11 protein-coding genes and 1 pseudogene are annotated in these 12054 nt (G+C 42.0%); 7 read left to right on the top strand and 5 right to left on the bottom strand.

All coding sequences use genetic code 11. From position 1 onward, the window contains the following. The first annotated feature begins 178 nt into the window (after positions 1-178). Together FD724_RS17190 and nblB are read left to right on the top strand one after the other, a co-directional pair. Positions 179-643, top strand: coding sequence for a CBS domain-containing protein (locus FD724_RS17190; RefSeq protein WP_012412035.1), 465 nt, complete (start codon positions 179-181; stop codon positions 641-643). 76 nt (positions 644-719) lie between these two features. Further along, entirely contained in the window at positions 720-1385 is a 666-nt protein-coding gene (gene nblB / locus FD724_RS17185) for a phycobilisome degradation protein NblB (protein WP_179073457.1), read from the top strand. Positions 1386-1476: 91 nt separating this feature from the next. Here nblB and FD724_RS17180 read toward each other — a convergent pair whose 3' ends face one another. The 3 genes from FD724_RS17180 to FD724_RS40950 form a co-directional block, all read right to left on the bottom strand. Then, the gene (locus FD724_RS17180; RefSeq protein WP_179073456.1) at positions 1477-2220 is read right to left on the bottom strand and encodes a PEP-CTERM sorting domain-containing protein; all 744 of its coding nucleotides are present in this window, start codon (positions 2218-2220) and stop codon (positions 1477-1479) included. Between the two features lie 639 nt (positions 2221-2859). Continuing rightward, entirely contained in the window at positions 2860-3378 is a 519-nt protein-coding gene (locus tag FD724_RS17175; protein WP_012412032.1) for a DUF456 domain-containing protein, read from the bottom strand. A gap of 102 nt (positions 3379-3480) precedes the next feature. After that, a complete protein-coding gene (locus tag FD724_RS40950) occupies positions 3481-3609 on the bottom strand; it encodes a hypothetical protein (RefSeq protein ID WP_256874295.1) in 129 nt (42 codons plus the stop codon). A 26-nt stretch (positions 3610-3635) separates the two neighbouring features. Here FD724_RS40950 and FD724_RS17170 point away from each other — a divergent pair, with 26 nt between their 5' ends. Then, complete coding sequence (locus tag FD724_RS17170; RefSeq protein WP_179073455.1) at positions 3636-4550, top strand: M48 family metallopeptidase; 915 nt, start codon at positions 3636-3638, stop codon at positions 4548-4550. A 300-nt stretch (positions 4551-4850) separates the two neighbouring features. Here the strand turns inward: FD724_RS17170 and FD724_RS17165 are convergent, their stop codons facing one another. Further along, positions 4851-5489 carry a cofactor assembly of complex C subunit B gene (locus tag FD724_RS17165; RefSeq protein ID WP_179073454.1) on the bottom strand — a complete coding sequence of 213 codons (639 nt, stop codon included), beginning with the start codon at positions 5487-5489 and terminating at the stop codon, positions 4851-4853. 98 nt (positions 5490-5587) lie between these two features. Beyond that, positions 5588-6316, bottom strand: coding sequence for a response regulator transcription factor RpaB (gene rpaB / locus FD724_RS17160; RefSeq protein ID WP_012412029.1), 729 nt, complete (start codon positions 6314-6316; stop codon positions 5588-5590). A gap of 170 nt (positions 6317-6486) precedes the next feature. Here rpaB and radA point away from each other — a divergent pair, with 170 nt between their 5' ends. The 4 genes and pseudogenes from radA to FD724_RS17140 all read left to right on the top strand — a co-directional run. Further along, entirely contained in the window at positions 6487-8013 is a 1527-nt protein-coding gene (radA, locus tag FD724_RS17155) for a DNA repair protein RadA (RefSeq protein ID WP_179073453.1), read from the top strand. A gap of 115 nt (positions 8014-8128) precedes the next feature. Then, the gene (locus FD724_RS17150; protein WP_179073452.1) at positions 8129-8878 is read left to right on the top strand and encodes a Uma2 family endonuclease; all 750 of its coding nucleotides are present in this window, start codon (positions 8129-8131) and stop codon (positions 8876-8878) included. A 267-nt stretch (positions 8879-9145) separates the two neighbouring features. Continuing rightward, a complete protein-coding gene (locus tag FD724_RS17145) occupies positions 9146-11137 on the top strand; it encodes a protein kinase (RefSeq protein WP_179073451.1) in 1992 nt (663 codons plus the stop codon). A gap of 76 nt (positions 11138-11213) precedes the next feature. Beyond that, a pseudogene (locus FD724_RS17140) lies at positions 11214-11589 on the top strand (Uma2 family endonuclease); the annotation flags it as partial. Positions 11590-12054: the final 465 nt, after the last annotated feature.

The following is a 12054-nucleotide window of genomic DNA, read 5'->3' as shown; positions in this document are numbered from 1 at the left end:
AATGCTTCTCTAAAAGAGGCTGCGCCAAAGATTTCTCTCCGAGACGCTAGGTGAACGCTCAGTACAATTCCCAATTCCCAATTCCCAATACCGTAACAATCTATTAATTGCATCAGGTTGAGTCCCGCAATTTTCTACAATAGGCGCAGAGACTTTGATAAAAGGTATCAACAAATAAATGCCTAAAACTGTTGCCGATGTGATGAGCCGCGATCCTATTGTCGTTCGTGCGGAAACTCCACTGAAGGAAGCTATCCAAATTCTCGCAGAACGCCACATCAGTGGACTACCTGTTGTGGATGATGTCGGGAAATTGGTGGGCATTATCTCAGAAACCGATTTGATGTGGCAAGAAACTGGTGTTACTCCACCTGCGTACATTATGTTTCTTGATAGCGTTATCTATTTAAAAAATCCTGCTACTTATGAACGTGACTTACATAAAGCACTAGGGCAAACCGTTGGGGAGGTGATGAGTAAAAACCCGATCGCAATTTCCCCTGATAAAACTTTAAAAGAAGCCGCTACAATCATGCACGATCGCAGCGTTCACCGCTTGCCAGTACTTGATGGTACAGATCAAGTAATTGGTATCCTCACTCGTGGTGATATTATTCGGGCAATGGCAGCAAGTCAAGAATAATCAATTAACAGTTAACAGCCTGATAACTGATAACTGTTAAGTATTTTTTACACTTTTGAAAATCAAGGATAACTAAATGAGTATTACTTCGGAGTCTGTTAAGCAATTGCTAAGTTCTGAGGATTTAGGCGATCGCTTACGTGCAGTAAATCAAATCCGCCAACTGGAACCTACGGTTGGCTTTGAATTGATTCAAACAGCCATTAGCGATCGCAATTCCCGTGTTCGTTACTCAGCAGTGAGTCAAATGGATACACTCGGAACACAAGATTTACAATTATCTTTGGATATCTTGCGCGATCGCTTGCTTCATGACTCTGAAGTAGATGTCCAAGCAGCAGCAGCAGACTGTATAGGCGCACTCCAACTACATGACGCTTTTGAAGACTTAAAGGAGGTTTACTACAAGACTGAGGAATGGCTAATACAATTTAGTATTATTGCTACATTAGGAGCATTGGGCGATCCACGAGCCTTTGAATTACTAAAAGAGGCACTCTCATCAGAAACCGAATTAGTGCAAACTGCTGCTATTAGTTCTTTCGGTGAATTGGGAAATCTAGAAGCAGTTCCCCTGTTAGCTCCTTATGCTACCAATCCAGACTGGCAAATGCGTTACAGAGTTGTACAAGCGCTGGCTCTTTTGGGTGGTGCAGAAGCCAAATCTATATTAGAAACACTGGCTAATGATGAAGTCGAAGCGATCGCAACTGAAGCCAAAAATTCTTTGCAATTAGTCTGATAGCAGAAAAAAATTCGATCTGGTTGGTAAAATTTTTCATTCCAGCCAGATCGAATAGATAATAAATAAGACTAAAAATCACTTGTTCATACTAAACAACACTTTTGCGGCGGCGAGACATCACCATTACAGTACCTACTGCACCCAAACCAAGTAATACAGCAGGTTCGGGAACGGAAGTGGTGAATGTAGAACCAGAAAAAGTCAAATTAGCCAATGAACCGCCAGTAGTATCGAGAATTGCATTTGCCTGAGCAACAGTAGTATCATTTCTTTGGAAAGATAAGCTTCCTGCTCCTTTAGTTATCTCACCAGTAGCGCTGGTAAAGTATCCAAACAAATCAACTGCTATAGTAATATTTGCACCAGTCTGAGTTATTTTGTAATCAGAAGATGTCAACGTAAAGATATTACTGCCATCCGCTAGAGAAGTTGTATTTTCCCCATTCAGAACTATACCAGGAAGGGTAAGATTACCAAGGTCTAGAAATGGGTTTTGCACAGTATCGCTTGCGAATGAGATGATATCACGTATACTTGCTGAATTGAAACCTAAGAAACTTCCTGTCTGAGCGGCAATAGCAACTGGGGTACTCTTTACGCCATTGGAATCTGCGATAATGCTATCTGGAGTAAAGGTTAGTGAATCTTTTTTCAATGTTACTAAACTGCTAGCAAATGGATTCTGAGTTAGACCACCGTTAAAACTGAACTCACCTGTAAGTGCAGCAGCTTGAGCAGAACCAGCAGAGGTAAATAACCCAGCAATAGCTAAAGGAAGTGCAGCAGTAGCAGCCAGAGTAGCGTTTAGTAATTTAGATTTTAAACTAATCATGATCGTTTGAGAATCCTAATAATAACTTTGACGAGAAAAATTGATTGTTTTACTTGTACTATCAGTAATTTATTTAAAATACTGTCAGTGAAAGCGGCACTTGTGTGACGTATTTCTTATTTCCATAAAATCACATAGATTCTGGGTATGCAAGATTTACTTAGTGGTCTTCATTACATCTTCAATTGCTGAGTAGTCTTCATAAAATTTTTATTTCTGGTATATCTATCCTTCGTATATTTGTCATTTAATAGGGTTGAAGCCGATCTATTTAACTTCCGTATACTGAATATAGTTAGTGCTTTTTATTCTTGCAATTTACTCAACTATTTTTTAGATAAATAGAGTAAGCAATATATTTTTATTCAGCCATTGGATATTTCCCAAATTTTTTTAAGGGTGTCAATTTACCTTTTACCCAGACTACAAGAGGGATTGAGAATATTTATCCGAGAAGTGTTGAAACAAAGAAGATTTATCCAAGGCGCAATACACTAAGTAGCGGTTTCTCCTGTCCATAGATGAAATGGGAGAAACCGCTCTCTTGGTGTAAGGTAGAAAATTTTAGTCAGCTAGTTGAATGTCTGTAATAAATAGCCTGACTACTAGCTATTACTGCTACTCTCAAATCTTGAAATGCTAAGAACCAAATACCTGTGGCCAAGTTGTCACAACGAAAACTACAACTGCTGCGATCGCTAACAACCCTTGAATCAAATTTCCCACCAAAGAGCCGACTACAATTCCTATACCTGCTTTAACCGCCAACCCAAATTCACGTCGGTAAATGTACTCACCAATAATTGCTCCCAAAAGCGGGCCTAGTAAAATTCCTAACAGTGGCCCCCCAAAAGGCAATGTTGGCAATAATCCCAAAAATCCGACAACTAAACCGACAATTGCGCCGATTTGCCCCCATTTGCTAGCTCCAGCTTGTCTTGCTCCCACATAGCTAGCTAAAAAATCTACTCCGACACTGAGCAGTAAAACTATAATTGTCACAATCAAAGGAATCTTGATAGCCGCGAAGGAACTACTAACGATTCCCCAGACGATAATTGCAATTAAAATTAAGCTGCTACCGGGTATGGCTGGAACTACAGCACCGATGATACCCACAACCATTACGGCAATTAATAGCCAATAAATAATTTGCATAGATAAATTTCTAAATTTCCGAGCGCCCCTACTTTATATTGTATCTGGGCAAAATGCTGATAAATGCTGAGATTTCACCGACAGCAAATATGATTTTCTAGTTCAATCTGCTAAAATCTCTCTGCGATCGCTCTTGGCTTGTCTTAATAATTGTGGGTTGTAGGAATATACCCCTAGCCACAGGCGCACTGAAAGCACAAGCCATTCGTACTGACTAACTGAACTTCCCAAACACTCCAAAATAAAGCTCAAAATTTATGACGAGAAAAATATTAACTGGACTGAGTTCAGAAGCCTACGAACATCCTTTTGATCGCAAAGCCTTGGCTTCTTTGCAAAATATGCCTGGTGTTTCCTTGCTACTCAAGAAAGTTAACGAATACGGCATCGATCGCTTACTCAGACTGCAAAGCCTAGGTAGTGAAATCAGAATTTCGCCCCGTAATTTTCCCCAATTACATCAAGCATTTGTAGAAACCTGTGAAATTCTTGATGTTGCTCCCCTTCCTGAACTATATCTGTTTCAAGGCACAGGACACATTGAAACCTATATTGTTGGGGTGGAAAAACCCCTTGTTGGTATCAATTTAGATGCAATGGAGTGGCTTGGCCCAGATGAGTTACTTTACGTTTTCGGACACGAAATTGCTCGCATCAAGAGTCAGCACATGGTTTATCACCAAATGGCAATTGTGATGCCAACTTTGAAAAATTTGTTAAGCAGTACAACGCTGGGTGTGGGTGGTTTGATAGCTGGTGGTATGGAATTGGGTTTGTATAATTGGCGGATGATGGCTAGGTTCACTGCTGATCGGGCAGCTTTGCTTGCTTGTCAGGATATTGATGTAGCAACTACTACACTGATGAAACTCGCAGGTTTGCCAGATGAGTACTTGACTACTGCTGTAATGGAAGATTTTCTTGTCCAAGCCCGTGAGTTTGCATCCAATAACTTTGATAGTGTGGATAAAGTCACTAAACTATTAAGCTATACAGAGTCTAGTCTTTCTTGGGTAGTTATGCGGGCTGGCGAATTATTAAGATGGGTTGATTCTGGAGCTTATGATAATTTAATTCAACAGACAAATTTAAATACACCGGAAGAATCAGAAGCAAAAGAAGAAAAGACACCAGAAGAAAAGGAAGGGTGGAATTTTTTGACTTCTTGGTGAACGAATTTTAGATTTTAGATTGCCTGATAGCGTAGCGTTAGCCAATGTACCCTTACGGGAAAGTAAGCTACGCGCAGCGTCTCGTAGAGAGCCTCTTTTAAATGAAATTTTTCTATCGAAAATGTACTTGTGGCGCTCAATAGTGTGGGTTCATATCATACATGCTTAAAGCATTTATCATTTAGGCTGACGCGAGGACGTGGAGACACGGGGAGATTTTAATGATAAGTGATTAACAGATTTGATATGAATCTAAAATCTAAAATCCAAAATTAACTGACTTCTAAACTAGGGAATAATCTAAGTACTAAGAGTAACGGCTAATTTATCAGCAATTCCGGCAATCCAATTTTCATCTTGTTTGGTATAACTGCGAGGAGCATTCGCTCCCAAAATTAACGCACCTTGGTTGCCAATAGGTTGACAAATTACACCTTGAGTATTCTCTGGTAAATAATCAAATTCAAGCTTACCTGGATATATTTTTAGAGCAACTAGATAAATCGGCTTTTGTTTTTCGAGTACCTGTTTTAAGATTACTCCTGGTACAACTTCAGATTTAGTACCCAAAATACCACGACGCAACAAAACTTTGCCTTGATAATAAACCACTAGCGATCGCGTTACTGTATTGGTCAACAATAAATGAGATGCCCAGGCTAGCTCTGTTTTCACGGCTTCGGGTAAATCTGCTGCCAGTACAAAGCCTTCTTCTCCAATTAGTTCTACAATATCAGGCGATCGCGGCTGAACTTGCTGCCAAATTAAACCCGTCAAAATTAACACCGCACTCAAAATCACGCCCACCACATCACCACGCGATTGAGACTGGGTTAATTCCTCTGTCAACAAACGGTTAATCAGCAAAAGTACAGCGCCTAGCCCACCCACGACAATGGGTAGACGCCGCAAAACTCGATTAGGATCAGGTTTATTCATTGGAATTGAGAATTGGGAATTGGGCATTGGGCATTGGACAATAATTAATAGTTCTTCTCCCCCTGCTCCCCTTCCCCCTGCTCCCCTGCATCATCTCCTCACTCCTCCCCTGGTTCAATAATCCGTTGGAAAAGATAACCAGTACCTCTGGCTGTGAGTATCAATTCTGGGTTACTAGGATCATCTTCTAACTTTGCCCGCAAACGTGATATATGCACATCTACTACGCGGGTATCCACATGACGTTCTGGTGTATAACCCCAAACTTCCTGCAAAATTTCCGAACGAGAAAAAGCTTCTCCAGAGCGACTGACTAACAACTCTAACAAGCTGAACTCCATACCCGTCAATCGAATGCGCTCATCGCCTTTGTAGACTTGTCGCTTATTCGTATCGATTTTAATATTAGCGACATGGATTACCCCAGAACTGGGAATTCCAGAAGCACCGTTTTTATCTACTCGCCGCAGCACCGAGCGAATCCGGGCTTCTAGCTCCTTGGGGGAAAATGGTTTAACTACATAGTCATCAGCACCCAATTCTAACCCGGTGATGCGATCGGCTACATCACCCAAGGCTGTTAGCATAATAATGGGGACATCTGATTCTTTTCGTAATTCTTGACATACACCATAGCCGTCTAGCTTTGGCATCATTACATCTAAAACTACCAAGTCAGGCTCAGTTTTGCGAAAAGTTTCCAAAGCTTCTTCCCCGTCACCAGCCGTCACTACATCGTAGCCAATCATGGAAAGGCGCGTTTCCAAAATCCGGCGAATGCTGGCTTCGTCGTCTACCACCAAGATTTTTTCTTTATGACTTTCCAAGTTTCTCTAGGCTCCTTGACTAAAAATTTACATGATTAATTTTTAATACCATAATATTAAGATATCATTCCATGAATTGATTTGGAAAAAGCTCTAAATACCACTATTATTAGTTTTTAGTTTTTTTCAAGAATTAAGTAAATATTAAGATTATTTAATAAGATTTAAGAATGGCAAAGCCAAAAACATTTTTCACTTGTAACGAATGTGGAGCAGAATCCCCCCAGTGGTTTGGTAAGTGTCCAGCTTGCGGTACTTACAACTCTCTAGAAGAACAAATTTCTATTCAATCCTCAGTAGATGTACCCAGTCGAGGGGGGGTAAGTAGTTGGCAATCCGCTCAAGGCAATGGCAAATCTCACAATAAACCAGCTAAAGCGCGAGCTTCCTTAACATTTGATCAAATTACTGATCGCCAAATCGCTCGCTGGGAGTCTGGTTATGGAGAATTAGATCGAGTGCTTGGAGGTGGGGTTGTACCTGGCTCTATGGTGCTGATTGGTGGCGATCCAGGTATTGGTAAATCGACTTTATTGTTGCAAGTATCTAATCAATTAGCACAGAAATACCGCATCCTTTACGTAACCGGTGAAGAATCGGGACAGCAAGTAAAATTACGAGCTTCTCGTTTGGGAGTATCAAAACCTCTAAGTGTGGTTAATGAGGAGAAGGTTGAAGTAGTGGTAGATCCGACACTACCCATAGACCCTGACAGTATAGGTGCAGATTTATATGTACTGCCAGAAACAGATTTAGAAGAAATTTTACGGGAAATAGATTCTCTCAAGCCAAACGTGGCGGTGATTGATAGTATCCAAACTGTGTTTTTTCCAGCGTTGACTTCTGCACCAGGTTCGGTGGCTCAGGTACGGGAATGTACAGCCGCACTGATGAAGGTAGCGAAGCACGAAGATGTCACCATGCTGATTGTGGGACACGTTACCAAAGAAGGAGCGATCGCAGGGCCAAAAGTTTTAGAACATTTAGTTGATACAGTGTTGTATTTTGAAGGCGATCGCTTTGCTTCCCATCGGTTATTACGCACGGTGAAAAACCGCTTCGGTGCAACTCACGAAATCGGCATATTTGAAATGGTGGCGGAGGGACTACGGGAAGTCTCCAATCCCTCAGAGCTATTTTTAGGCAACCGTGACGATCCAGCGCCAGGTACTGCCATTGTGGTTGCTTGCGAAGGCACTCGCCCGATAGTTGTAGAATTGCAAGCTTTGGTGAGTCCCACCAGCTACCCTTCACCTCGGCGGGCTGGAACTGGCGTAGACTACAACCGCCTAGTACAAATTCTCGCCGTCTTAGAAAAACGAGTGGGAATTCCCATGTCCAAGTTAGATTCTTACGTTGCTTCTGCGGGTGGGTTGAATGTGGAAGAACCGGCAGTAGATTTAGGAATAGCGATCGCAATTGTAGCTAGTTTCCGCGATCGCATCGTCGATCCCGGTACAGTATTAATCGGTGAAGTTGGCCTAGGTGGACAAGTGCGATCGGTTTCCCAAATGGAACTGCGGTTAAAAGAAGCTGCTAAGTTGGGATTTAAAAGAGCGATCGTGCCAAAAGGGACAAAATTCCCCGATTTAAATATTGAGATATTACCAGTATCCAAAGTCATAGATGCGATTATCGCCGCCATTCCGCATCAAGAATTGACAGCCGACGATTTAGAACCCGATGAAGATGAGTAACTACTGGGTACTGGGAAATTGTTCCAAAATTTGGGAAGGGTCAAAGTAAATTCCATATTTTTACAAGTGAAAATCCAGTACCCAATCCCTTTTACACACCAAAGGAAAACCCATCATGACAACCCTCACCCAAGACTACCAAATCACTTGGGAAAAACTACCCGATGATTACAAACTCCCGGATGATCCAGTGGACAACATCAATCAACCAGCATTAGCTGCTGCACTCACGGAAAGCCTACAATTAGACGGAAAAATTTCAGCTAACACCCTAACAACAACTAATTACGGCATTTGTGCCACTCTAAACAACAAAATAGTCATTAAAGCGCCTGATTGGGCTTTCATTGCCAAAATTAATGTTAGTAGAGAAGAAGTAACACGCAGTTACACACCTGAATTACAGGGTGACATTCCCGTAATTGTGATGGAATTTATTTCCGATACACAGGAAACAGAATATTCTATCAAAGCGACATATCCCCCAGGAAAATGGTTTTTCTACGAGCGCATCTTAAAAGTGCCAAACTACATCATCTTTGAGCCAGATAGCGGCAGTATCGAAATGTATCGCTTACAAAACACAGAACAGTACATTTTGCAAGAGCCTGATGGAAATCAACGCTACTGGATAGCAGAAATGAATCTTTTCCTTGGGGTATGGCAAGGTACTCGTGAAAACCGCACAGGAAAGTGGTTACGCTGGTGGGATGAACAAGGAAACCTTTTACCTTGGGGTTCCGAATTAGCCCAACAGGAACGCCAACGCGCTGAACAAGAACGCCAACGCGCCGAACAGGAACGGCAACGCGCTGAACGACTAGCAGCACAATTGCGAGCGGCGGGCATTGAGCCAGAAGTGTGATGAAAAGTTTTAGGAAAAATTGAAAGCCACTGATCCCCGGCTTGTCAAACAAGTCGGGGATCTTATTTCTCACAACTCATTAAGTAAGGCTGAATATCAGTTGTTAGAAAAGATGAGGGTTTAATAACTGCGATCGCCATAGGTTGATTACGATTGAATACCCTGCTTATTGTAGGCTGTATCAAAATTGCCTCAAATATCCTTTGCCAAAAACTGAGATTTATGATGTGCAAAAATAAAATATCAGTAAAACTACGGTTTTGACCAATGGCGTGGAATCCAGGGCAGGAGTTATTTGGCGATCGCTACATCATCGAGAGAAAATTAGGCGAAGGTGGAGTTGGTATTACCTATCTCGCTAAAAATCGACGCAGCGAGTTGCGAGTCATCAAAACCCTCAGAGAACAAATCCTGAATCACCCCGCCTGGATAAGCAAGCAAGATAAATTACGCCAAGACTTCCGGGATGAAGCTTTGCGACTGGCTTTGTGTCGCCATTCTCATATTGTGCAGGTAGAAAATGTCTTTGATGAAGATAACTTGCGATGCATGGCGATGGAGTACATTGAAGGTGAAGATTTGGGTAAGCAAATCACCGAAAAAGGAGTTTTGCTAGAAGCCGAAGCACTGCTATACATTAGACAAATTGGTGACGCATTAACTGTAGTTCATGAACGCGGCTTACTGCATCGGGATTTAAAGCCGAGTAATATTATGATGCGTGCAGGTAAACAAGAAGCAGTGCTAATTGACTTTGGTATTGCCAGACAATTTATCCCCGGTGCAGTTCAACAGCATACAGAGAATCTTACTCCCGGTTATGCGCCACCAGAGCAGTATGTCCCCGATGCTGAACGAGGGGAATATATTGATGTTTACGCCTTAGCCGCCACGCTGTATTCTTTGCTGACTGGACAGTTGCCAATGCCAGTAACCGTGAGACTGCAAAATTTTACCATGCGATCGCCAAAAGATTTGAATTTCAGTGTTAGCGATCGGGTGAATGAGGCAATTATGAAGGGGATGGCGCTAAATCACAAATTTCGCCCCCAGTCAGTGCAGGATTGGTTGGATTTGTTGGGTGCGGGGATAGTAGCACCAACACAACCTGTAACATCTCCTCCCTACACGCCCCCATCTTGGGAATGCGTCCACATCATCCCCGGTATTTCTCCATACATAGCTCTTAGCCTCAAGGGAGATATCTTAGCAAGTGTAGCTGTTAAAGTTATTCACTTATTTTCATCAACTACAGGTCAACTTCTCCGCACCCTAAGTGGTCATTCCCAATCGGTTAATTCCGTCGCCATCAGTAGTGATGGGCAAATGTTGGCTAGTGGTAGTTGGGACAACACTATCAAACTGTGGGAAGTCGCAACAGGCAGAGAAATTCGCACCCTCAGAGGTCATTCCAGTTGGGTTAATTCCGTCGCCATCAGTAGTGATGGGCAAATGATGGCTAGTGGTAGTTGGGACAACACTATCAAACTGTGGGAAGTCGCAACAGGCAGAGAAATTCGCACCCTCAGAGGTCATTCCAGTTGGGTTAACTCCGTCGCCATCAGTAGTGATGGGCAAATGATGGCTAGTGGTAGTTGGGACAACACTATCAAAATGTGGGAAGTCGCAACAGGCAGAGAAATTCGCACCCTAACTGGTCATTCCAACTTTGTTAATTCCGTCGCCATCAGTAGTGATGGGCAAATGTTGGCTAGTAGTAGTTATGACAACACTATCAAACTGTGGAATCTGGCAACAGGCAGAGAAATTCGCACCCTAACGGGTCATTCCGAATCGGTTTGTTCCATCGTCATCACTACTGATGGGCAAATGTTAGCTAGTGGTAGCAGTGACAAGACTATCAAACTATGGGAAGTCGCAACAGGCAGAGAAATTCGCACCCTAACTGGTCATTCCGAATCGGTTTGTTCCATCGTCATCACTACTGATGGGCAAATGTTAGCTAGTGGTAGCAGTGACAAGACTATCAAACTATGGGAAGTCGCAACAGGCAGAGAAATTCGCACCCTAACTGGTCATTCCCAATTGGTTGATTCCATCGCCATCAGTAGTGATGGGCAAATGTTAGCTAGTGGTAGTTATGACAAGACTATCAAACTATGGGAAGTCGCAACAGGTAAAGAAATTGACAGCCTGACTCATTTTGACGGAGTTAAATCCGTCGCCTTTACCCCCGATGGAAATTGGCTAACTGCGGGAGACTTTAGCGGAAATATCAAAATTTGGCGACGCATCTAGTTTGGCAATCACAGCGTCAAAATAGTAAATAAGACTGACAAATATTAAAAACATGAAAGCATACGAATTTCCAGAAATTCCCTACTATATTGTTTTTAGTCGCTACACAAATCAACTTCAGACATTTCAGTTAGTAGGCGGTCATTATGAACCGATGAATTTGACCAAATGGCGCTTACTAATGCCAGAGATAAATTTAAGCTTAGGCTTATGGCAAGGTTCGGTTCATTTCGAGATATTGAAAGGTTGTGGTTAAGGTGGTTCACCTTGGCAGGAGACTTAATTCTCCTGCCCGCAGAGGAAGCTGCTGCAACTCAACGAGCTATCATTGCAGAACACAAGCTATAGAAGTTAAACAAGAAGCTGCTCAAAGTAAACGAAAAGTGGAACAATTAGCAGAACGTTTGCGTCAACTAGGCCTGAATGCTGATGAACTAGATAAATTATTGTAGCTTCAAGAGTCTTTTTTGATACGGAGGATAATTTTCTGCTTTTGAGGAATCACCTATACTGGAAACTTTGATAGTCGATGCCGAAGTAGCTATCAAATAACAATACTGGCTCCCATAAAGATTAATTTTTGAGAGCGATCGCATATTCAGCACTTGAAATACATATAATATTTTATTTGGAGAAGTCTATAGCAACTTTAGTTTTTTCTCAAAAACCATGATGTCACGCTATATCCTTACTGTTCCAAAACTCAATCCTAATTGAGTTGCTAGGAATGAGATGTGGTTCAGCTACAACTCCAAAAGATGATAACCTGAATATTCGCAGATATTACCGCAGACACTGGTTATATCCCATCTGCTAAAATACGTAAGTATAAGTAGTATCATCTAGCTAACCCTGTAAAAATTGTCTATTTGGTTACACAAGACCGTTCAAAGATTGTAGAAAAGTGTATTTCCTTG

This window comes from Nostoc sp. C057 (genome assembly GCF_013393925.1).
GTDB lineage: Bacteria > Cyanobacteriota > Cyanobacteriia > Cyanobacteriales > Nostocaceae > Nostoc > Nostoc muscorum_A.
Note: the sequence above shows the minus strand (reverse complement) of the source record. Positions and strands in the feature narration are given on the sequence as shown.